Genomic DNA, 22,460 nt, shown 5'->3' with positions numbered 1-22,460 from the left:
CTCCACCCAGAACGCATGCGATGCGCCCTTACGAATCGCCGAACACCCGCTTGAAAATGGTGTCGACGTGCTTGAGATGATAGCTGAGGTCGAAGGATTCCCGGATTTTTTCTTCGCCGAGCGCACTGACCACTTCCGGATCGGCAAGCAACTCCTCTTGAAAATCCTTGCCCTGCTCCCACACCTTCATGGCGTTGTGCTGCACCAGGCGGTAAGCATCCTCACGCGACACACCGGCCTGGGTGAGGTCGAGAAGGATTTTCTGCGAAAACACCAGCCCCTTCATCTGATGAAGGTTTTTCAGCATGTTCTGCGGATAGACCACCAGATTTTTAATCAGCCCGTTAAGGCGACGCAGGGCAAAATCCAAGGTTACCGTGGCATCGGGTGCGATATTGCGCTCAACGGAAGAATGGGAAATGTCGCGTTCATGCCACAAGGCGACGTTTTCCAAAGCCGGCATGCAATAACCACGCACCAGGCGGGCCAGGCCGGTGAGGTTTTCGCTGAGGATGGGGTTGCGCTTGTGCGGCATGGCCGAAGAACCCTTCTGACCCTTGCTGAAGAACTCTTCGGCTTCAAGCACCTCGGTGCGCTGCAAGTGGCGAACCTCGACGGAAATACGTTCAAGAGACGATGCGACTACCGCCAGGGTGCAGAAATATTCGGCGTGACGGTCGCGCGGAATGACCTGCGTAGAGACGGGTTCAGGCTTGAGTCCCATCTGGCGGCACACATATTCCTCCACCTTTGGATCGATATTGGCAAAAGTGCCTACCGCTCCGGAAATGGCACCGGTGGCGATGTTTTCGCGGGCCGCTTCAAGACGCGTGCGGTTGCGTTGCATCTCGGCATACCAAGTGGCCAGCTTGAGGCCAAAAGTGACCGGCTCGGCGTGAATGCCGTGGGAGCGGCCCATGCACACCGTGTCTTTGTGTTCATAAGCGCGCACGCGAATGGAGTCGAGCACCATGTCGAGATCGGCGAGGAGTTCATCCGCAGCTTGTACCAGTTGCACCGACAAACAGGTATCCAGCACATCAGAACTGGTCATGCCCTGATGGATGAAGCGCGCTTCGGGGCCGACATATTCGGCTACGGAGGTGAGAAAGGCAATGACGTCGTGCTTGACTTCCATTTCGATCTCGTCGATGCGGTCGATATCAAAGTCACCCTTTTCACGAATCACCTTGACCGCATCACGGGGAATGACCCCCAGCTCGGCCTGGGCCTCGCAGGCCAGGGTTTCGATTTCCAACCAGATGCGAAAGCGGTTTTCCGGCTCCCAGATACGGGCCATTTCCGGACGGGTATAACGTGGAATCATCGGCAAATTGCTCCTTATTCGGCAAACTAAGATCCAGAACAGAAAAAAGTACGCAGATAATGGCGAAAAAAGGCAGGATCAGGGCGGATTAGGATCTAAGATAATCTGCGTTCATCCTGAAAGTCTGCGTGCTGTAAAATCAGCTAAAATCCAAGCAAACGCTTGCTGCATCCTGGCGACCAACGATGAGTTGTGGCCCGCAGAGATTTTGACCATCAAGTACCTGCCGGATCTCATGCACGGCCAATTCGGCCCGATTGTTGGTCTCGCTCAAATGAGCAAGAAAAACCATCTCCAGGCCCTCCCACAACAGATCCTTGAGCAGTTCACCACAGGCGCTATTGGAAAGATGGCCATGATTCCCGCGGATCCTCTGTTTCAGGTGCCAGGGATAGGGACCGTCGCGCAGTAAAGCTTCATCATGATTCGCTTCAAGAATCAAAACCCGGCAACCGCGTAAACGCTCACGCACCAAGCGGGTGCCGATTCCCAGATCTGTCGCGATACCCACTTTCCCGTCCCTGGTTTCGACCACAAAGCCGACGGGCTGGACGGCGTCATGGGTCAGGGGAAAAGTTTCAACCCGCAGGTCGCGGCAGCAAAAGGCGGTACCTGCATCAAATTCTTCGAGGATGGGGATGGCGCCAAGGGCGGAGATGGCCTCATGTGTTTCGGGATTGACATGAACCGGCACGCCGTAGCGACGAGATAAAGGTCCGACGCCCCGCACGTGGTCGCCGTGTTCATGAGAGACAAAAATCGCATTCAGGGAAGCACTGTCCACTCCGACCAGCGCCAGACGACGCGTCAGTTCCCGGGCGGAGAGTCCGGCATCGATCAGAATCCGGCTGTCCCGGCTTTCAAGATAGATGGCATTTCCCTTGCTGCCGCTGGCGATCAGACAGACCCGCAAAGAGTTTCTCCCCTTAAATGCAACGTGCTGTGCAAACCCACTTGCACAGCACACGAAGCGGTGCCCTATATACCTGAAATTAACCGATTCGGCAAGAATAAAATCCTCTCACTCACGGCCAACTCCAGCCAACTTTTGCCCGTCTTTGCAAATTCGGGATTTGCCTTTTGCTCAAACTGTTGTAGATTTTCATGGTTAATTTTGTGGGCAGGTTGCCGGCATTTTCACGGCCAAGCCCATTTACTTCTCATGTCGCCAGCACTTTTCATCATTCTCAAGGAGGTCGCTTACATGGCAGTCAAGGTAGCAATCAACGGATTTGGCCGCATCGGACGCAATGTCTTTCGTGCAGCACAGGGCAGCCGGGAAATCGAAATCGTCGCGGTCAACGACCTGACTGATCCGGAAACTCTGGCTCATCTGCTCAAGTACGACTCCGTCCACGGCACGTTTGACGCCCAGGTCGAAGCAACCGAAAAGGGCCTGCGGGTCAACGGAAAAACCCTTAACGTCTACGCGGAAAAAGATCCAGCCAAGCTGCCCTGGAAGGAACTCGGCGTCAAGATCGTCATCGAAGCGACCGGCATTTTTGCCGACCACGCGGGCGCCCATAAACATATCGACGCCGGTGCCTCCAAGGTCATTATCACCGCCCCCGCCAAGGGTCCCGATGTGACGCTGTGCATGGGCATCAATGAAGACAGTTATGATCCGGCCAAACATCACATCATCTCCAATGCCTCTTGCACCACCAATTGTCTGGCCCCGGTGGCCAAAGTCATGGACGAGGCTTTCGGCATTGAAAAAGGCATGATGACCACCATTCACGCCTACACCAACGACCAGCGTATTCTCGACCTGCCGCATAAGGATCTGCGGCGCGCCCGGGCCGCCGCCATGTCCATGATCCCCACCACAACCGGCGCGGCCAAGGCCGTAAGCGAAGTACTCCCCCAGCTCAAGGGCAAGCTCGACGGCTTGGCCATCCGTGTTCCGGTGCCCAACGTTTCTCTTGTCGATCTGGTCTTTACCAGCAAAAAGAACACGAGTATCGAAGAAGTCAACGCCGCCCTCAAAAAAGCCGCCGAGGGACCGCTCAAGGGTATCCTGGTTTACTGCGAGGAACCCCTGGTATCGCGCGATTTCAATGGTAGCTCTGCGTCATCGAGCGTCGATGCTCTTTCCACCAACGTCATCGCCGGCAACCTGGTCAAGGTCATGTCCTGGTATGACAATGAGTGGGGCTATTCTTGTCGCGTTCTCGATCTGACCAAATTGATCGCGACAAAATAATCTTTCTATCGTTGCTCCCGTGTCGAAGGGGCGGGTCGAAAACCAGGACCCTCCCCTTCTTTCGTTATGTTATGGAGGTAGCTTGGCATGTCACGCAAAATGACTCTTGAAGATGTTGATTTCAGCGGCAAACGGGTGTTCTGCCGTGTCGATTTCAATGTGCCCCTCAACGACCGCCAGGAGATCGAGGACGATACGCGCATCACGGCGGCCCTGCCGACGCTGCGCTATATTGTCGATCATGGCGGCCGGCTGATTCTCGCCTCTCACCTCGGCCGCCCCAAGGGCAAGCCAGAAGACAAATACAGCCTGGCCCCTGTCGCCCCCTATCTTGCCAAACTCCTTGGTCGCCCGGTCGCCATGGCCAAGGACTGCGTCGGCCCCACAGTCATCGCCCTCACGAATGAAATGAACGACGGTGACGTGCTGCTCCTTGAAAACATGCGCTTTCATCCTGGCGAAGAAAAAAACGACTCCGCATTTTCTCGTGAACTTGCGCAACTGGCCGATATTTACGTCAACGATGCGTTTGGCACAGCTCATCGCGCTCACGCTTCCACCGAAGGCGTCGCACGCCTGCTGCAACCCGCCGTCGCCGGGTACCTCATGGGCAAGGAACTTGAGTACCTGAGCGGAGCCCTGGCCGACCCCAAACGGCCTTTTGTCGCCGTTATCGGCGGAGCCAAGGTCAGCGACAAAATTTCGGTCATCGAAAACCTGCTCAACAAGGTCGATACCCTGATCATCGGCGGCGGCATGGCCTACACTTTTCTCAGATCTCAGGGCGTCGATGTCGGCAAATCTCTTGTCGAAGAAGACCGCATTGAACTCGCCGGTCGTCTCGTGGAACAAGCCAAGCAAAAGGGCGTCAACCTGCTTCTGCCGCAGGATCACGTCATTGCCCGTGAATTCAAAGCCGACGCCGATCATAAAATCTGCGATAACACCGACTTTGAGCCGGACTGGATGGCTCTCGACATCGGCCCGCTGACCATCTCCGGGTACGAGAAAGCCTTGCGCGAAGCCGCGACCGTCGTCTGGAACGGTCCCATGGGAGTCTTCGAGTTCGACGCCTTTGCCAAAGGCACTTTTGCCGTGGCCCGCACCCTGGCTGAAGCCAAAGCCACCACGATCATCGGCGGCGGCGACTCGGTTTCGGCCGTCAAAAAAGCAGGTCTTGAAGATAAAATGAGCCATATCTCCACAGGCGGAGGCGCCTCGCTGGAGTTGCTGGAGGGCAAGGACCTGCCCGGCGTGGCGGCCTTAACGAATAAATGACGCAATCTCTGAACTTCTGTAGTATCTAATCCGCTGCGATGCCCGACAGTGCCGCAGGTTGCGGCGGTTGAGTGCTGCGGCAAATGTTTGAGCCCCAGGCAAGTTTTTGCTGCAGCCTGCGGTGCCTGCTGCACGGTTACTTTCTGTATTCCATTTTGGAGGTGGTCCGCGTGGACCACCCCGCCGTCTTTCCCTGAGGGAGAAAACTCATGCGCAAACCCTTGATCGCAGGAAACTGGAAACTTCATAAAACCATTCCTGAGGCGCTCGACCTGATCGAAGCACTGAAAAAGGATCTGGCAGACAAAACGGACATCGAGATCGTGGTGGCGCCGGTCTTCACCGCCTTGGTGCCGGTTGCCCAGGCTGTGAAGTCTTCCAACATCGCCCTGGCGGCACAGAACTGTTACTGTGAGAACAGCGGCGCGTTCACCGGCGAAGTTTCCCCTGCCCTGCTAAAAGATGCCGGCTGCTCCCATGTCATCGTCGGCCACTCGGAACGCCGTCAGCTTTTCGGCGAAAACGATGAATTGATCAACCGCAAGCTCAAAGCGGTTCTTGCTGAAGACCTGATTCCCATTTTCTGTATCGGCGAGACCCTGGAGGAGCGGGAAAAGGATGAAATGATGGACGTACTCAAGCGTCAGGTGACGGTCGGACTTAACGGCCTGAGTGAAACCGAGATGTTCAAGGTCGTCGTCGCCTACGAACCCGTCTGGGCCATCGGCACCGGCAAGGTTGCAAGCACGGACCAGGCGCAGGAAGCGCATGCGTTTGTGCGCGGTCTGCTCGCCGGCCTGTTCAGCACACCTGTCGCCGAACAGGTCCGCATCCTCTATGGTGGCAGCGTCAAACCCGACAATGTCGATGGCCTGATGGCACAAACAGACATCGACGGCACCCTGGTCGGTGGAGCCAGCCTTAAGGCCGCGGACTTCATTCGCATCGCCCGTTTTGAAAAAATGTGATTTTCTCCTTTTCTCCCCTTGCGTTCTGTGATAGTTTTGCCCGGTTCAACGCCAAACTTCGATGGGAGTAAGTTTTACCAATGACCACGTTTCTGATTTTTCTGCACATTCTCGTCAGCTTCGCCATAATTATCATCGTCCTGCTGCAACCCGGAAAGGGCGCCAGTATCGGTGCATCCTTCGGCGCAGGATCAAGCGGCACAGTTTTCGGCGCCGCCGGAGCAGGCAGTTTTCTCGGCAAGCTGACCGGTGCCGCGGCAGTGATTTTCATGCTGACCAGCCTGACTCTCTCTTACTTTTCCGGTCGCCCGGATGCCGGGAGCATTATGCCCGAGATCGTGACGCCGACGCAGCAAGTCATGCCGATTCCCGAGCAGCCTTTGCCTCCGGGCACGGTTCCGACCCAGGAAGCAGCTCCCATCGAAACGCCTCCAGCGGCTGATAATTAAACCTCTGATTTTTTATTGACAACAGGAAACTGAATCAGTATAAAGACAATCCGTTCGCCGAAGTGGTGGAACTGGTAGACACGCCATCTTGAGGGGGTGGTGACCAATTGGTCGTGCGAGTTCGAGTCTCGCCTTCGGCACCAACAGACAATCCAAAGCAGTCTAAAGATAACCAGGAAACCCGCTAGAAATAGCGGGTTTTTCTGTATCTGCTGCCCTATCCCGTCCATCTCAATCCGTTGACAGCCAGAGTTTTTTTGGGGGGTATTTTTTGGGTTATACACCATACCCTCATAACAGGATCCGCCAGCACCCCAGATCTCGTCGAAATACTCACGGGCTTCGCGATAAGCATCGGCCAGCTTAGTCTCCCTTGCGGTCACCGCCGATGGTCTGGTCGAGGCTCGTGCCAAAGGTGATAAATCTTCTCGTTGGTGCGGATCAGGCCGTCGAACGGCTCGTCGGTCAGGCGGCGGATGCCTTCAGTGATGTTGGCTTAGGTGAAAAGGTGGCTTTCTCCCTTAACTTCGATGCGGTTGTATTCCTCCAGCCAGGGTTTGAGGATACCGGTCAGAACAACCTGGTCGAGGCGCCCGTTGCGGAGAGCCAGATCTTCTTCGCGGCTGAGGTAGGACCAGCCGAATGTGCCCAGCAACTGGATGGCCCGGATTTACGAATCGAAGTCTTCAAGGTAGGAGAGTTTCATCGTCCCTTATTCCTCCAGACTTTCCAGCAAACGCAGGTAATCGCGCTGCCCTTCCCACACCATGCTCGACAGCAGGTTGATGAAAGGCTGATCATCCCCCTGGAGTTCATTCTAGAACCTCCCTCAGCACATCAATGCTGTACTTGTAACCCAGTGGCTTACCTGCTGACGGTCAGGGTTTTCTCTGACCCGCTTGGCTAATGTGAATTGGTCTTTTAATTCACATTCGACTCGGGGTGCCTCGCCAGGCGATTATCAAGATGTGGCTTGCCGAGAAGCTCGAAAGGACTCCGATCCTTAGCCAGTCGTCGACACATCCAATGTTGACAAATCAAAAATACCAAGTAGATTTCCACCATACGTTTTTTTTATGGCAGTTCTAGACAAACGATGTTCAAGCTGGGGAAACGCTATGGTGGCGTTTCCTCATGCAATAACCCCATAGGAGGTCATATATGAAAAAACTGATCGTATCGGTATGCGCAGCAGCAACCATGGTTGCCGTTTCGTCCTTTGCTTTCGCGGATCCTTACGGCACCGCAGGTTGCGGGCTCGGTTCCGTGCTCTTCAAAGATCAGCCGGGCGGCGTGCAGATTTTTGCCGCCACCACCAACGGAACTTTCGGTAACCAGACCTTTGGCATCACCACCGGCACCCTCAATTGCGGCGATCCCATCTGGGTCACCGGCAGCGCCGAAATGAAGCAGTTCGTCGCACACAACATGGATGCCCTGGCCATGGACATCGCCGCCGGCAGCGGCGAGACCCTGGACGCATTCGCCGAGCTCATGCAGGTACCTGCGGATCAGCGCGCCGAGTTCGCCGCCTCCCTTCAGCAAAATTTCGCTCAGGTTTTCACCTCCGAAAACGTCGTCATGGCTGAAGTGATCGACAATGCTGCTCTGCTGACCCATTAATGTCATTTTTTGCCCGTGGAAAAACTAAAAAAGTATGCGAAGCCTCAAGCTTCGCATACTTTTTTTGCGTCTCGATCTGCGCCATCCTGCTCTTCGCCGCACCTGTCCCGGCAGAGCAAACCGGCATTCAGCGCGCGGCCCTCATTGAGGATGCCGAAATTCGCGGTCTTGCCGAAGCGCGTCCCTGGCAAATTTTCCTGCGCTATCGGGCCCAGGGCCGGGGCTACAAAAGCCTGGTCGACGATCCCGACTACTTTCTCTCTCCCTCCGGAAAAAGAGATCCGCAGAAAGAATTGGCCGCATCGATAACAGCACTGTTCGAGCCCGCCGAAAAGGGCGATGATCACTTTGCCTGCCGTTTTCCGGCACGCACCGAATGGCTCGTGGAAGCTCTTGAAATCGATCGAGCGGCCCTGCCCCAGCCTGTCTGTCGCAAGCTTGATGAAGCCATTGCCACAGTCGATCCACGGACCGCCGTTCTGGTGTTTCCCGCAGCCCATAACAACGGACCAGCCTCGATGTTCGGGCACACCCTGTTGCGGATCGGCAGCTCCTACCAGAGCGAATTACTGTCCTACGCCATCAACTACGCTGCCTTTTCCACCGACACCAACGGCCTGATATATGCCTTTAAAGGGCTATTCGGGTTTTACGACGGCTATTTCACGGTCTTGCCCTACTACGAAAAACTTAACGATTATAGCGACCTGGAACATCGGGACGTGTGGGAATACCGTCTCAATCTGACGCCTGAAGAAGTCCGCAGATTGGTTCTGCATAGTTGGGAACTCCAGGGGATCGCCTCCGACTATTACTTTTTCGACGAAAACTGCTCCTTCATGCTGCTTTTCCTGCTGGAAGCTGCGCGTCCGGAAATAGAGCTGGCCCAGGAATACTGGGACCGTCTTTCCTTCTGGGTCATACCGGCCGATACCATTGCTACCGTACGCCGGGCAGGGCTTATCGAAGAAGTCAAATACCGCCCATCCCTGGCGTCTCGCATTCAACATCGGGCATCACTGCTCAGCCCGGAAGCCGCTCACCTCGCCTATTCCGTCGCCACGCAGAAAATACCAGCCGATAGCCTCACGGAAGGGCAAAATTTCGAAGAGCAACGCCAGATTCTCGACCTCTCCGCAGAATATATGCGCTATCGCTTCTCAAGAAAAGAGATCGACGAGAATCATTTCAAAAAACACTTCTTGCCGATTCTCATGGCGAGAAGCACCCTTGGGCCTGGCGAAACCAAAGCCGGCGAGATTCCCCAACCCCCTCAGCCAGAACAAGGCCACGATGCCGGCCGCTGGGGTACCGGAATCGGAGTGCGCGATGATCGCTTTTTTCTGGAATTGTCCTGGCGCCCCGCCTACCACGACCTTCTTGATCCCGACGAGGGATTTACCCAAGGCGCCCAGATCAATTTCTTTTCCCTGAACAGTCGTTACTTTCCCGAGACGCGCAATTTGCGCCTGGAAAGTTTTCACCTGGTCGACATTTTCTCCCTGGCGCCTCGGGATCTGTTTTTCAAACCGGTCTCATGGAAGGTCAAAGGCGGTCTTGATCGCAAACCTTTCAGCGACGGACGCGACCTGCTTTATCTTGGAGTCAACACCGGCGGCGGCATGGCCTGGCCGTTTTTTTCCGCAGGTATCTTTTACCTGATGGCTGAAGCCGATATCAATCTCAGCGACCGATTTCGTGACAAAACAGCCCTTGGCGCCGGCAGCAGCCTCGGCATCCTCACGCAACTATCCCCTGACTGGAAGGCTCATCTCCACGGCGGAGCGTTGTTCTACGGATTAGAGCAGCATGAACATTACCGTATTGCCCTTGATCAGAACTATCGCCTTTCACGGCGCAACGGCATTATGCTCAAAGGACTTTGGGAGCGATCCTTCAATCAGTCCCGCGCTGAAGCGACAATTGCCCTGACCCGGTATTTTTGAACCTCCGGATCGCAATCCGCCCCCCAGGACTTACCATGAAAAGTTTTTTAGCACTCTTCATCTGTCTGTTGCTTGTCGCGGGTTGCGCCAGACCGCCCGCAGCCGATTTAAGCGTCAAGGTACCGCAAATCGCCTCGGATGAAGTGGTCGTCTATGTGAGAACGGGGTGCCCGTATTGCGAACTCACCCTTGACGTCATTTTTGAGCAGGGGTATGTACCGGAAAGCAGGAATGTGACGGAAGATCGACAGGCCTATCAGGAATTACGGGCCATTTATCGTGAATATTTTTCTCAAGAAGAAATCATCGTACCGGTCATCGGTAAAAATCAACGTTTTGTGCGAGGGTTCAACCGGCAGTCCATTGTGGAGTTGCTGCGCGATGCAGCCGTGACCGATCCCGATGATTACCTGTTCTGCGATTGACCCATCCCCCACCCCTCACCATTGGGGCCGCAGGTCAAAACAACAGGGCCATCCTCCGTCAGCGCCACGGTATGCTCGAAATGGGCGCTGGGTTTGCCGTCGCGCGAGGCGATCGTCCAATGGTCGGGGCGCAGCACAACCTCCTTGCGCCCCAGGTTTATCATCGGTTCGATGGCCAGAACCAAACCGGTACGCAGTTTGAAGTCAGGCATCTGGCGGGTAAAGAAATTCGGCACCTGCGGCGGTTCCCACATCTCGCGGCCGATGGCATGGCCGACCAGTTCCTCCACCACCGAAAACCCTTCCCGTTCGGCAAACTTCTGTAATTTCAAGGCAATTTTGCTCCAGCGCACGCCGGGACGCAGCGCACCGATGGCCCGCGCCAGGCACTCTTCGGTCACGCGCAGCAAACGTGCTTTTTCTTCGTCGATCTCACCGACGGCATAGGTGACCGCGGCATCGGCGCACCAGCCATTGAGTTTGACGCCGATATCAAGGCTGACCAGGTCTCCCTCGTTTAAAACCCGACTGGAAGGAATGCCGTGAACGACCTCTTCGTTGAGAGAAATGCAGGTCGCGGCAGGAAAAGGCACCTTGCCCGGAACCCCTTTGAACAGAGGGATGCCGCCTCCGGCAACCAGTGTTTCTTCAACGGCCCGGTCGATATCGCGGGTGAGGGTGCCCGCTGTGATCATTTTGGCCGCGACCTGATGGGCCTGCCACAACAACAGGCCGGCGTGCCGCATTTGCGTGATTTCCTCGGGGGTTTTGATCTGCAAGAGAATCTCCTTGGGCAAAAAATATGCGCGAATCCTAGCAAACCCCTTGATTGCCGTCAAAACAAATTAAAAGCCGTTGCGGGGTATCACAGGCAACGGCTTTTAATTTCCATACGTTCACACAGGTTGAATCTTTACCGCTGAGTTGCCTCGGCAGCCACACGCCGGGGGCGAATGATCGCTTCGTAATAGCGGAAAGCATCGCGGATATGCTCTCGAAGTTGATCGTCATCCCAGGGTTTTCCGAGAAATTTGTACAACGCCCCTTCGTTGACCGACCGCACCACCGTATCCAGATCAGCGTAACCCGAAAGGATGATCCGCACTGTATCGGGGTGCAGAGATTTTACGCGACCGAGAAATTCGGTGCCGCTCATTCCCGGCATGCGTTGATCGGTGAGAATTACCTGAACGCTGTTCTTTGCCAGTATCTCCAACCCCTGCTGCGCACTGCCTGCAGAATGAATGCGGTACCCCTCTTCAGCCAGGGCACGTTGCAAGGCGCTCAGGGTGTTCGGTTCGTCATCGACGATAAGCAAGGCCGGTGCTTCAGAGAAACTGAATACGTTGAGTGCTGGAAGACTTATATTCTCGCGCAAGAAATCTGGAAAATCTGTCGCAGGCAGGGGGCGACTGAGCAGATAGCCTTGAATCTCGTCACAACCGTTTTTATGCAGGTACCCAAGCTGTTCTTCGTTTTCGACTCCTTCGGCGACGACCCTGAGGTGCATGCGGTGAGCAAGGCCGATGATCGCAGTAGCGATGGTCGCTGATTTTGGATCACTCACGATGCCGCTGACAAAGGACCGGTCGATCTTGACCTGGTCGAAGGGAAAGCGGCTCAGATAAGCGAGACTCGAATAACCGGTGCCGAAATCATCCAGAGAAAGGCGGACCCCGAGCGCTTTGAGCTTGTCCATGACGGACACCGCCGAAGTCGGATTGGACATCAGGATGCTCTCGGTCAATTCGAGAATTAACAATCGCGGTTTGAATCCTGTTTCCTGGATGGTCTCCTGAACAAGTTGCGGCAAATCGCTTTTGCTGAATTGGCGCGCGGAAATATTAACCGCGATGCTCAATGGTGGCAGTCCCTGGTTCTGCCAGACTCTTGCCTGCCGGCAGGCCTCTTTGAGAACCCAGGCACCGAGGGGCACGATCAGGCCTGTCTCTTCGGCCAGCGGAATGAATTCGGTCGGGGCGACCAGACCGCGGTGCGGATGCCGCCAGCGCAGCAGGGCTTCACAGCCGACAATGCGCCCGCTCGCCAAGTCGATTTTTGGCTGATAATACAGACTGAACTCTTCTCGCTCGAGAGCCAGGCGCAGCGCGCCTTCGAGCTCCAATGTCTCAATGACCTGGGCATTCATGTCCGACGTATAGAAAGTGATGTTGCTGCCGCCCTCTCTTTTAGCTCGATACATGGCAATATCGGCATTGCGGATGAGAGTCGCGGCATCAGTGCTGTCGCGGGGGTAGAGACTGACGCCGAAACTTGCGCTCAGGTGGATTTCGTGGCCGGCCAACTGATGTGGCAGAGCCAAACGGTTCAGAATTTTTCCCGCCACCCGTCCCACAACCTCGGAATCGGCAACCTCGGTCAGCAGGACGACAAATTCGTCGCCACCCAGTCTGGCCACGGTATCCGTTTCACGCACGGCTTCCTGCAGACGCTGCGCCACCGCACGTAACAACTCGTCGCCGACCCCATGCCCAAGGCTGTCGTTGATAACCTTGAACCGATCGATATCGAGGAGCAGAATCGCCACCAGGCGCTGTGAACGATGGGCAAAACGAATCGCTTGCGACAGGCGGTCATGCAGCAAAGCCCGGTTGGCCAGCCCGGTCAGTTCGTCGTGAGTGGCCAGATATTCCAATTGTTCCTGATAGCGCTTGCGGTCGCTGATATCCCGGGCAAAAGAACAGACGAATTCCTGATCGGACATGCGCAGATATACGGACTTGATCTCCTTGGGCACCCGCCGACCGTCTTTGGCGACATGGTCCGTTTCGAAGTAAGGCAGTCCGCGTATTTTAAGTTCTTCGAAGTGTGAACTGAAGACGGGGCCAAACGCCGGATCGATGCCCGGAATGCCAATGGACAGAAGTTCTTCAACGGTATAGCCAAGACTTGCGGCTGCCGTTTTATTCACATAGAACAAACTGCCGTCCGGCCGGATCAGATAAACTTCCTGACCGGCATTTTCAACGATGAATTTAAAGCGTTTCAGATCCTCCTCGGAACGCTTGCGCTCGGTAATGTCCTTGGCAAAGGAGTAGGAAAAGGATTTGCCTGCATAGTCGAGGTAATTGACCGTGACTTCAACGGGGAAAATCGACCCGTCCCGGCGGCGATGACGGGTCTCAATAGTTCCCGACCCTTTGTCCCGCACGCTCTTGCGATGCGCCCGCCATTCTTCGAGGCTGAAATCCGGGTTGATGGCGAAGACTTTCATACTGCACAGCTCTTCGCGACTATATCCCAAACTGCGTGCAGCCTCATGATTGGCTTCAAGGATCCGACCGTCTTCCTCGATGCGATAAATGGCAACGGCTGCATGGTCAATACAGAAGCGTGCCAAATGCAGACTCTTTTCAGCCAGCAAGCGCTCTGTAATATCGTTGACGATGGAATAGAGCAACGTTTGTCCTGAAAATTCCATGGGGCCGATGATGACCTCAACCTCCCGCAGGCGGCCGTCGGCCAAACGGTGCTGGAAACGAAAGAGGTTGCATTCCATGGCTTGGGCCTGACGCATATCCCGCTGTATTTCCTCAAAACTGCGGGCGTTAATCGCCGTAATAGACATTCCTCGGAGAACATCCAGGGCATAACCGTAATAGGCGCATGCGGCAGGATTGGCGTCGGTTATGCAGCCACTCTCGGGATCGATAAGCAGCATCACTACATGATTGTTATCAAACAAGCTGTGGTAGCGCGCTTCACTGCGGCGAAGTTCGGCTTGCTTCTGGGCCTTTTCTAGAATCGCCGGCAATTGAAAAAGGTAGCCTTCGCGCTTAATCAGATACTCATCCACACCCAGATGAAGGGCACGTATAGCCACCTCTTCGCTGCCATGACCGGTCACCAGAACAATCGGAATATCCAAATGCCGCTTCTGTCTGAGCACTTTGACCACTTCGAGGGCATCGAGACCGGGAAGGCGGTAATCGAGTAACACCACATCATAGGGTAAATCTAGATCCTGAACCGAATATGAGAGGCGCTCCAAAACCTGGGCGCCTTTGCCGACGGTATCCAGTCGGATATGGGGTGCGTTCCGAGAAAAAAACCTCAGTGTCAGATCGCGGTCAAAAGCACTGGGCTCGGCGTAAAGAACCCGCAAGGGTTTATCAAGATAAGCACGCCGACGTCGGAACCGGTTGAGGGCGGCCGTAAGTACGCCAGGCAGCTGGGCGAGATAGTCATCTTTTTTAGACAGATAATCATCGGCTCCGGCTTTGAGGGCGACGAACGGCGCCTTTTGTTCTCCCGAACCGGTAAGGATCACGACAGCCAAGGGCAGATCACGACGACGGACCTCGGTGAGCAATTCAAGGCCGCTGCCATCGGGAAGACTGAGGTCGGAAAGCAGAAGATCATAGGGAGGCGTTGAGTCTGCAAGCCTGCGCCTTGCAGCCTCCAAGGTGGGCACTGTTTCCATTTGGAAACGAGTCGCTGCCCGTGCCAGTGCGTTACGCGCCAAATCAGCGTCGGCAGGATTGTCCTCAAGGTAGAGAACCCGTAATGCAGTATCTGAAGGCATCAGTATTCATCCTTTAAAACCGCCGGCAGCTCAAGATAAAAGACCGCCCCGGCGCCGGAAGCGCCTTCCGCCCAGACGCGTCCGCCCATACGCTGCATGGCCCTTCGCACTAAAGCCAAGCCGATACCGGTGCCCGAATAGTCCTCGGTGAGATGCAGGCGCTGAAAAATATCAAAAATACGTTCGCGAAACTTCTCCTCAAAACCGATTCCGTTGTCGCGCACCCAGAGAATGGCCTTATCTCCTTCCAGTCGCCCACCGATTTCGATGCAGGGAGCCTGGATGCCGTGACTGAACTTCAAAGAATTCTCCAGCAGATTGCGCAGTACGATGTGCAGCCCTTCGTGATCGGCGCGCACCCGCAAAGCGGGAACTTCGATGCGCAGTTCACCACCACGTCGCTTAAGCTCCGCTTCACAGTCAGCCGACACCTCGCGCAAAAATAAATTCAAATCCACCGAAGTCCTCTGCAAGGTGCGTTGCTCCATGTGTGCGTAGGAGAGCAAATCCTCGATGAGTTGCTGCATCCGAGAGGCACCTTGGCGAATATTGCGCAAAAAACCACGTCCCTCAGCGTTCAGCCGCTCATGAAACTCCTCCTCCAAAAGGCGGCTGTAACCGTCGATTCCACGCAACGGAGCTTTTAGGTCATGGGATACCGAATAAGAGAAAGCCTTGAGTTCCCGATTGGCGGCTTGCAGTTGGGCGGTGCGCTCGGCGATTCGCAGCTCAAGCTCCTGATTGAGCTGCCGGATCTGTACCTGGGCGGCATGGGCTTGATACAAAGCACGGCGCACGAGAAAGTAGATCAGCAATCCACTGACCGAGACAAACAGCCAACCTTTGGCGGTCTGCAAGCGCGTCAACCGCGCCGGGTCATCAACCAGAAAAATCAGAAGGCGATCACTGAAATAGATCCAGAGAACCGAAAGGGTTAGATAAATAAGGGCAATGCGCAAAGCGACCCAGGTGGGCCGCGAAGATTCGTACTCTGCGCTGTCAGACAAAGCCATCTCCTTGCGGATGAAAACGCGGAATCCTGGGAACCGAACGAGCCGACGAATTTCGTTGGGATGAGAATACGAAAAACTATAAATGATTTTTCATCCCAGGCAAGTTCGCCTGGCTATTTTCGCACCAGGAAGTCAACGTATTTCATGTCTTCATCAAGGATGTGATGCAACCATCAGGCCTTGAGAAAATCAAAAAGTTCCTGGGCAACATCTTCATCGAGCGCTTCGGCTTGATGCGCCAACGCCGCCATGCGGGATTTCATGACCCAGTGAAGTTCCAGATGGGCCTCAAATTCGGGATAACCGGTCTCCTTGAGCAACCGTTCTTCAAAGGTCAGGTGAGCCTTGGTGTACTGATTCAACCGCCTGAGAAGCTCTTGAAGCCGCCCGGGTGGCTGAATCCCGTGCCGCACCCGGTATAGCTCGTTAATGACCTCGATGACAGTTCAGTGCTGCCGATCGATCAGAGCGTGTCCCACGCTGTAGGTGGGTTTCCACTGAATGAATACCATTGCGTCCATGGGTAGAATCACTTTGATAAAAAATAGAAATAGAGATTTCTTTCCGTTATTATCCCGCAGGGAAGCGGCCGATTGAGATCAAACCCCTGAAGATAAAATAGATTTTATTTTTTAAAATCTACCAATCTTTTAACAATCTTTAAACTTATAGTCAAGTACCAATGAGTTTATAACTGGCGGAATTTCCCGCGCAGACTGTTGACATTATCCGCCCATGCGGATATGTTTTGCGTATGAAACAGACAGCTCGTATTTTCAAAGCCCTGGCCGACGAGACACGTCTGCGTATTCTCGCCCTACTGACGCGGGGAGAGCTGTGCGTCTGCGACCTCATGTCTATTCTTGACCTGCCCCAATCAACCGTTTCACGCCACCTGGCCTATCTGCGCAACGCCGGGCTGGTCTCCGATCGTCGTCAGGGAGTTTGGATGTACTACACCCTGGTTCAGGCGACAGATGCGCTGCATGACGACCTGCAGAATATACTGGCCCAGCGTCTGGTCGAACTGCCCCAGGCGCGCCGAGACCTTGCCATGTTGGACAAATTTCTCAGCAGTAAAAACGCATCCGCCTGCAGCTGATCGATATGCAAAATTCGCATAACGCAGTCCAGGCACCCTCCGATGTCACCGGTGTCATTCTTGCCGGCGGGCGCAGTCGCCGCATGGGACGGGACAAGGCAACACTTAGGGTTGGCGGGCAAACCCTTTTTGCACGTACTCTGGAGATGCTGCGCGGCATCTTTCCGCGGGTGCTCATCGCCGGGGACCGCCCCGACCTGGCAATGCCCGAGACTCCCAGCGTCCCCGATATATATCCCGGCAGCGCTCTCGGGGGACTCCACGGCGCCCTGAGTGCCGCGCAATCGCCATGGATCTTTGTCGTCCCCTGCGATCTGGCCCATCCCGACCCGGATCTTGTTCGCTTTATCCTGAGTCACCGCAACGGGTGCGACCTGGTGGTTCCACGCACCCCGCAGGGGCTTGAGCCGGTCTTCGCTCTTTATCACAAAAACTGCCTGCCTCTCATGGAACAGATGCTGGTGCGCGGTGATTACCGCATTTTTGACTTCTATCGCCAAGTACACGCGCGCTACCTGGAAGCAGACAGCCTGCCTGCCGGCTGGCAGCGCGCGCTGTTGAATCTCAATACGCCGGACGATCTCCGGCGCCTGGACAAGGAGGCCCAATGAATCCCCCCGTTGTATCCATCGTTGCCAAAAGCGGCACCGGCAAAACCACCCTTCTGGAAAAACTGATCGTCGAGATGAAATCCCGCGGCTACCGGATCGGCGCCATCAAGCATGATGCCCACAGCTTCAGCATCGATCACGAAGGCAAGGATTCCTGGCGCCTCACTCAGGCCGGCGCCGATACTATGCTGATCACTTCGCCGGAAAAAATCGCTATGGTCAAAAGAAATCCGAATGACCAAGAGCCGCCCCTCGACGCATCGATTCAAACCTATTTCAACGACGTCGATATCATCCTCACCGAAGGATTCAAGCGCAGCGCCATGCCCAAGATCGAAGTCCATCGCCGCGAACGCAGTCCCAGACTGTTGTGTCGCGGCGAGGAGCACGACCCGACGCTGTTTGCCGTGGCATCCGACGAACCGCTGGAACTCGACGTGCCGGTATACGACATCAATGATGCGAACGGACTGTGCGACTTGATCGAGACGCGCTTTTTGTCATGAAACCCCTGCGGGTGCGCTCGAAGGCTGGATCTGCTGGATAAATTTGAACGCTTGCGCCAAGAGCTCAATCAGACCATCGATCAGAAGTTCGCTCAGATTTTCACGCCGCAGGACGACTGACCATTGCAGCTTTCCGCCCGACAAACCCTGGGGAAGACATTTGGAAAATCCGATTCCCGCCACCATCGAGGAGGTCATTACCTTGGGCTGTGAAATCCTGGTATGGCCGCGACCTCAGGGTCTGCCGACCACCCGTTTACAGATGCGCCTGCCGGAAATTGCAATTCGCAGCTACCCCCTGGCCCCCGGCAGCGAGGCTACCGTGTGTCTGCGCCCCCGCCGACGTGATCCCGCTAAATCCATCCCGCGAAGAAGAACCTGACGGTCTTGTCACCCACGAAGAAATCTCATGTTGAGCTATCAGTAAGCACTGGAAACCGGGCTGCGTACCTTGCTCCGCTACCAGCCGAAAATTTGCCTCTGCCCGAGGCAACAGGCCCAGGCCCTGCTCGCGGTTCCTATCGGCAGTCCGGACCTGGTGGCAGGTGAGGAGGTAGACATCATGCTTCTCTATCTTCCGCAGGGGAATTTTCGCGGGCCGGGAGCGCTGCCGCTGAATAAGCTCGCGCAATAATTTCCAGGGGATGAAAGACCGGATAGGGCAAAACATGACCGAACTGCAAACGGCAGCTCATGCAGTCGGTGATGATCGCCTGCGGGTTGCGTTTGCGGATCTTCTCCAGCAGAGGGCGGCCCAACTCCAGAGATGTTTCGTGGAATCCAGCTTTGTAGCCGAAATTTCCGCCCATGCCGCAACACTCGGACTCGCCCACTTCCTCGACCCTGAGCTTGGGAATCAGCGCCAGCAATTCCAGGTAGGGCCGCCCCATTCTCTGCTCACGCTGATGGCAGGGGGCGAAATAGACCAGGCGTTGAGCAAGGGGCTGAAAGTCGACGTTCAGGCGCCCTTCGCCATGCAGGCGCGCCAGATATTCGCCGGCATCGAAGGTGTGAGCGGCCACCGCCAGGCGCTTCATGGGGTCAAGGGAGGAAAAGTATCCGTCATCCTTGAGGATGTGCCTGTACATGGACTTTTTCAGAACCTTGTGCTTTTCATGATCGCGCACCGTTTCGGGCACCTTCAGTTCATCCGCGCCGGCATCGACCGACTGCTGATAAGCCTCGGAATAAACCGCGCGTTCCTTGAGCAGATCCTTGAAGAAAAAGCCGCAGGTCGGGCATGAGCAAACCACATCGTCTCCGCCATCAATCGCCTGCAGCAGGCTTTCCATGTTGGCGCCGGCACACGCCAGGGTTTTGTCGCGCTCGCCCTCAACCAGATGGGGCATCCCGCAGCACTTCTGCGACGGCACATGAACGCTCACGCCGCTGCGCTCCAGAACTTCGACCAGCGCGCGGCCGATCTCGGGAAAGAGATAGCCCGCCGTGCAACCGGCAAAATAAGCAATACTGGCTTGCCCTTCCCGGCGGCGGTTCAGATCCCTTTTCTCTGCCCACTGAAAGAAGTTTTCCTTGGCGAAAGCGGGCAGATCGCGCTCGGGGTGCAGGCGGATGGCCTTGCGCAGCAGGGCGCCGAAGGTTTTGCTGGACCGCAAGGCGTCGACCAGGCGGGGCAAAGTCCCACAGAGGCGCGCCATGCGCGGGACATCGGTAATCAGGCGCGTCGCCAGCGGCAAGCCCTCTTTTTCGATGTACCGGCTTTTGGCCTCAATGATATCCATGGGAATCCGGGGACAGGGACAGAGACCGCACAGGGTGCACAGATCGGTGAGATGGCGCACCTGCTCATCGTTGATGGGGATGCCCTCTTCCTTTTCCTGATCCCAGAGACGATACAATTCGGGGAAAAAGGCGCAGTCCTCGTCCATAAGGGTACGGCAGGTGTCGCAGTCGGCGCAGAGGTCAATAACGGCGTCGAGTATTTTCCGGGGCGTTTTGTCTTTTGCGGAGGGAGCCATCTTTTGGCCTTTCCTGGGAGGGAAACAGTGGCATGAAGAATCAGCTCACCTTTCCCTTATATCCGGATAGCCGATTATTCGCAACAGCAGAAGCCGAAAAGAGGTGTATTATTACACCTAACGATTCCATGGCAAGTTGTTCTGTCGCACGGGGGCTTCCGGAAGGCTATGTTTTCTCACGTTTGGCCGTACCGGAAATAATGTCTGGTACGGGAAGCAATCTCTTTACATATCTGTACATGCGGATACAATCACCTCCAGAAGCAAACAGCTCAGATTTTCAAGGCTTTGGAACGCCAACGATAAATGTCCCCTGTTTATCGGTGGCGTAAAGCGTTTGCACATGGGCTTTGAGGATCCCCCCAAGGCAACGGGCACAGAAGAAGAGATAATGGCAGTTTACCGCCGGGTACGGGATGAAATCCGGGCCCAACTCGGCGATTTTTCCGTAACGAATTAGCTGGGAGTTAAACAATGACGAAGCAAAAGTTGGAAGGCATCAGTTTTTTTGAGAAAAACCTGACGGTATGGGTTGTTCTCTGCATGATTGGCGGGGTGCTGATCGGAAAATTTCTGCCCGCAATTCCTGCGACTTTAAGTAAATTTGAGTATGCAAATGTCTCCATCCCCATTGCGGTGCTGATCTGGCTGATGATCTATCCGATGATGATGAAGGTTGATTTCACCAGCATTAGGAACTTAAAGAAAAATCCCGAGGGGCTCTATATCACTTGGATTGTCAACTGGCTGATTAAGCCCTTTACCATGTTCGGTATCGCGGCCTTCTTCTTTTATGTCGTGTTCAGCCCCTTTATCCCTCCGGACCTGGCTAAAGAATATCTGGCCGGCGCGGTCATTCTGGGGGCCGCTCCCTGCACCGCCATGGTCTTTGTCTGGAGCCATCTGACTCGCGGCAACCCGGCTTACACCGTGGTTCAGGTTGCCACCAACGACCTGATTATCCTGATTGCTTTCACCCCGATCGTCGCCCTGCTGCTGGGTATCGGCGGCATCAGCATTCCCTGGGCGACTCTATTTCTGTCGGTGTTTCTGTTCGTTGTCATCCCTTTGGCGGGGGGGATTTTCACCCGCACTTGGATGTTGAAGAATAAAGGGGAAGAGTATTTCAACAAGGAATTTCTACCCAAATTCAACAACATCACCATTGTTGGGTTGCTGCTGACGTTGGTACTGATTTTCTCATTTCAGGGAGATGTGATCCTTAGCAACCCCTTTCATATTGTCCTGATCGCCATTCCGCTGATCATTCAGACGATCTTCATCTTTTTCCTGGCCTATATCGGTTGTCTTAAATGCCGTATGAGCCATGATATTGCCGCGCCGGCAGGTATGATCGGCGCCTCTAACTTTTTTGAGCTGGCGGTCGCTGTTGCCATTACCCTGTTCGGCGCTGCCTCGCCGGTGGTGTTGGTGACGATCGTCGGGGTGCTGGTGGAAGTGCCGCTGATGCTGGCTTTGGTCAAATACGCCAATCGCACCCGCGGCTGGTTTCCGGCGGCAAAAGCTTAAAACCCCAAACTTTAGGAACGCCAGCAAAAAGGAGTTGTATCATGTTTAATCCCTTTATTGTTGCTACCGATCTTTCACCGGCATCTTCTGCCATGACCGATTGTTTAAAAGGGCTGAAAGATTTCGGCGCCGGAGACTGCCTGTTGCTGCAGTGCTTAAGTTTTTCCCACGCCGCCTCAACAGCCTATTCGTACAAGACGGAGTCGTTGGATGAGTTGATGGAGAAGCAGAAAAAAAACCTGGAAGAGCAAGGTTTCAACGTCGAAACGCGGATTGTCGTCGGCTCCGCGAAGCGGGAAATCAACCGGATAGCGGTAAAAGAAAATTACGATCTGATTGTTCTGGGGGCCCAGGGGCATTCTCTGGCCGAAGAGAAAATTATCGGAGGCGTTGCCTTTGGAGTGATCAACAAAACCGAAAAACCGGTGCTGGTGGTGCCGGTGGAAAAATCAGGCGAGGACTCGGCATGTCTCCCCTTTGAAAATTGCGGTTTCAGTGAACATGTTCTGTTTGCCACCGATTTTTCCGAAATGGCTGACAACGCCTTCAACTCGTTGAAACAGCTGGTGGCCGAAGGGGTAAAAAAGCTCACTCTGATTCATGTTCAGGACAAGGTCAAACTGGAACAACACCTCAAGGATCGACTGGAAGAATTTAACGAACATGACCGTGGCCGGCTTGCTGATTTAAGGAAGACTCTGCTGAAAAAGTCCCCGTCACTGCAAGTAAATACCGAAGTTTGTTACGGCATTACCCATGAGGAAATCTGCCGTTTGATCAAGGAGCATGACGCAAAAATGGCCGTCATGGGAACGCAGGGGCGGGGTTTTGTGCGCGAAATTTTTCTCGGCAGCGTCAGCCATAATGTTGTGCGTAACTCGCCGGTACCGGTGTTGCTGATACCGATGCGCAACTGAGTTGTTGCACCGAACACCAAGCCCAAGCGGGAAG

Annotated in this window: 22 protein-coding genes and 1 tRNA gene; 16 read left to right on the top strand and 7 right to left on the bottom strand. The window is 54.9% G+C overall.

What is annotated here, in order from left to right; all coding sequences use genetic code 11:
* Positions 1 to 28: 28 nt before the first annotated feature.
* Together purB and GFER_RS16535 are read right to left on the bottom strand one after the other, a co-directional pair.
* Positions 29 to 1,327 carry an adenylosuccinate lyase gene (purB, locus tag GFER_RS16540; protein WP_040101131.1) on the bottom strand — a complete coding sequence of 433 codons (1,299 nt, stop codon included), beginning with the start codon at positions 1,325 to 1,327 and terminating at the stop codon, positions 29 to 31.
* Between the two features lie 139 nt (positions 1,328 to 1,466).
* Entirely contained in the window at positions 1,467 to 2,240 is a 774-nt protein-coding gene (locus GFER_RS16535; protein ID WP_040101130.1) for an MBL fold metallo-hydrolase, read from the bottom strand.
* Positions 2,241 to 2,531: 291 nt separating this feature from the next.
* On the opposite strand from GFER_RS16535, the gene gap reads away from it, so the two are divergent.
* From gap to GFER_RS16490, 9 genes are all read left to right on the top strand, one after another.
* Entirely contained in the window at positions 2,532 to 3,533 is a 1,002-nt protein-coding gene (gap, locus tag GFER_RS16530) for a type I glyceraldehyde-3-phosphate dehydrogenase (RefSeq protein ID WP_040101129.1), read from the top strand.
* An 87-nt stretch (positions 3,534 to 3,620) separates the two neighbouring features.
* On the top strand, positions 3,621 to 4,811 hold the full coding sequence (locus GFER_RS16525) for a phosphoglycerate kinase (RefSeq protein WP_040101128.1): 1,191 nt from the start codon (positions 3,621 to 3,623) through the stop codon (positions 4,809 to 4,811).
* A 209-nt stretch (positions 4,812 to 5,020) separates the two neighbouring features.
* Positions 5,021 to 5,779: a triose-phosphate isomerase gene (gene tpiA, locus GFER_RS16520; protein ID WP_040101126.1), complete on the top strand. Its 759-nt coding sequence runs from the start codon at positions 5,021 to 5,023 to the stop codon at positions 5,777 to 5,779.
* Between the two features lie 80 nt (positions 5,780 to 5,859).
* Entirely contained in the window at positions 5,860 to 6,228 is a 369-nt protein-coding gene (secG, locus tag GFER_RS16515) for a preprotein translocase subunit SecG (RefSeq protein WP_040101125.1), read from the top strand.
* A 56-nt stretch (positions 6,229 to 6,284) separates the two neighbouring features.
* A tRNA-Leu gene (locus GFER_RS16510) sits at positions 6,285 to 6,371 on the top strand.
* A 272-nt stretch (positions 6,372 to 6,643) separates the two neighbouring features.
* Positions 6,644 to 7,135, top strand: coding sequence for a hypothetical protein (locus tag GFER_RS18950; protein ID WP_153304561.1), 492 nt, complete (start codon positions 6,644 to 6,646; stop codon positions 7,133 to 7,135).
* 254 nt (positions 7,136 to 7,389) lie between these two features.
* On the top strand, positions 7,390 to 7,851 hold the full coding sequence (locus tag GFER_RS16500; RefSeq protein WP_040101123.1) for a DUF3015 family protein: 462 nt from the start codon (positions 7,390 to 7,392) through the stop codon (positions 7,849 to 7,851).
* On the top strand, positions 7,851 to 9,797 hold the full coding sequence (locus tag GFER_RS16495; protein WP_052446528.1) for an Lnb N-terminal periplasmic domain-containing protein: 1,947 nt from the start codon (positions 7,851 to 7,853) through the stop codon (positions 9,795 to 9,797). Before GFER_RS16500 ends, GFER_RS16495 begins: the two co-directional genes overlap by 1 nt.
* 35 nt (positions 9,798 to 9,832) lie before the next feature.
* A complete protein-coding gene (locus tag GFER_RS16490; protein WP_040101122.1) occupies positions 9,833 to 10,222 on the top strand; it encodes a glutaredoxin family protein in 390 nt (129 codons plus the stop codon).
* On the opposite strand, the gene map is transcribed toward GFER_RS16490, so the two are convergent.
* The 4 genes from map to GFER_RS16465 all read right to left on the bottom strand — a co-directional run bounded on the left by map (position 10,204) and on the right by GFER_RS16465 (position 16,212).
* On the bottom strand, positions 10,204 to 11,001 hold the full coding sequence (gene map, locus GFER_RS16485) for a type I methionyl aminopeptidase (RefSeq protein ID WP_082048144.1): 798 nt from the start codon (positions 10,999 to 11,001) through the stop codon (positions 10,204 to 10,206). The two genes, GFER_RS16490 and map, sit on opposite strands and share 19 nt — an antisense overlap.
* A 134-nt stretch (positions 11,002 to 11,135) precedes the next feature.
* Complete coding sequence (locus GFER_RS17995) at positions 11,136 to 14,768, bottom strand: EAL domain-containing protein (RefSeq protein WP_052446527.1); 3,633 nt, start codon at positions 14,766 to 14,768, stop codon at positions 11,136 to 11,138.
* Complete coding sequence (locus GFER_RS16470; protein ID WP_161807426.1) at positions 14,768 to 15,775, bottom strand: sensor histidine kinase; 1,008 nt, start codon at positions 15,773 to 15,775, stop codon at positions 14,768 to 14,770. The genes GFER_RS17995 and GFER_RS16470 overlap by 1 nt, the downstream gene beginning before the upstream one ends.
* Positions 15,776 to 15,954: 179 nt before the next feature.
* A complete protein-coding gene (locus GFER_RS16465) occupies positions 15,955 to 16,212 on the bottom strand; it encodes a bacteriohemerythrin (RefSeq protein ID WP_268746218.1) in 258 nt (85 codons plus the stop codon).
* Between the two features lie 323 nt (positions 16,213 to 16,535).
* Here GFER_RS16465 and GFER_RS16460 point away from each other — a divergent pair, with 323 nt between their 5' ends.
* From GFER_RS16460 to GFER_RS18805, 4 genes are all read left to right on the top strand, one after another.
* Positions 16,536 to 16,883, top strand: a complete 348-nt coding sequence (locus tag GFER_RS16460; protein WP_040101116.1) for an ArsR/SmtB family transcription factor — start codon at positions 16,536 to 16,538, stop codon at positions 16,881 to 16,883.
* A gap of 5 nt (positions 16,884 to 16,888) precedes the next feature.
* Positions 16,889 to 17,494 carry a molybdenum cofactor guanylyltransferase gene (gene mobA / locus GFER_RS16455; RefSeq protein ID WP_040101114.1) on the top strand — a complete coding sequence of 202 codons (606 nt, stop codon included), beginning with the start codon at positions 16,889 to 16,891 and terminating at the stop codon, positions 17,492 to 17,494.
* Entirely contained in the window at positions 17,491 to 18,000 is a 510-nt protein-coding gene (gene mobB, locus GFER_RS16450) for a molybdopterin-guanine dinucleotide biosynthesis protein B (RefSeq protein WP_040101113.1), read from the top strand. Before mobA ends, mobB begins: the two co-directional genes overlap by 4 nt.
* A 160-nt stretch (positions 18,001 to 18,160) precedes the next feature.
* On the top strand, positions 18,161 to 18,382 hold the full coding sequence (locus GFER_RS18805) for a hypothetical protein (RefSeq protein ID WP_139172200.1): 222 nt from the start codon (positions 18,161 to 18,163) through the stop codon (positions 18,380 to 18,382).
* A 178-nt stretch (positions 18,383 to 18,560) separates the two neighbouring features.
* On the opposite strand, the gene GFER_RS16440 is transcribed toward GFER_RS18805, so the two are convergent.
* Positions 18,561 to 19,979: a heterodisulfide reductase-related iron-sulfur binding cluster gene (locus tag GFER_RS16440; RefSeq protein WP_040101110.1), complete on the bottom strand. Its 1,419-nt coding sequence runs from the start codon at positions 19,977 to 19,979 to the stop codon at positions 18,561 to 18,563.
* A 32-nt stretch (positions 19,980 to 20,011) separates the two neighbouring features.
* On the opposite strand from GFER_RS16440, the gene GFER_RS18800 reads away from it, so the two are divergent.
* The 3 genes from GFER_RS18800 (at position 20,012) to GFER_RS16430 (ending at position 22,426) form a co-directional block, all read left to right on the top strand.
* Complete coding sequence (locus tag GFER_RS18800) at positions 20,012 to 20,311, top strand: hypothetical protein (protein ID WP_139172199.1); 300 nt, start codon at positions 20,012 to 20,014, stop codon at positions 20,309 to 20,311.
* A gap of 142 nt (positions 20,312 to 20,453) precedes the next feature.
* Entirely contained in the window at positions 20,454 to 21,509 is a 1,056-nt protein-coding gene (gene arsB / locus GFER_RS16435; protein WP_040101109.1) for an ACR3 family arsenite efflux transporter, read from the top strand.
* A 41-nt stretch (positions 21,510 to 21,550) separates the two neighbouring features.
* Positions 21,551 to 22,426: a universal stress protein gene (locus GFER_RS16430; protein ID WP_040101107.1), complete on the top strand. Its 876-nt coding sequence runs from the start codon at positions 21,551 to 21,553 to the stop codon at positions 22,424 to 22,426.
* Positions 22,427 to 22,460: the final 34 nt, after the last annotated feature.

The organism is Geoalkalibacter ferrihydriticus DSM 17813, from assembly GCF_000820505.1.
Classification (GTDB): domain Bacteria; phylum Desulfobacterota; class Desulfuromonadia; order Desulfuromonadales; family Geoalkalibacteraceae; genus Geoalkalibacter; species Geoalkalibacter ferrihydriticus.
Note: the sequence above shows the minus strand (reverse complement) of the source record. Positions and strands in the feature narration are given on the sequence as shown.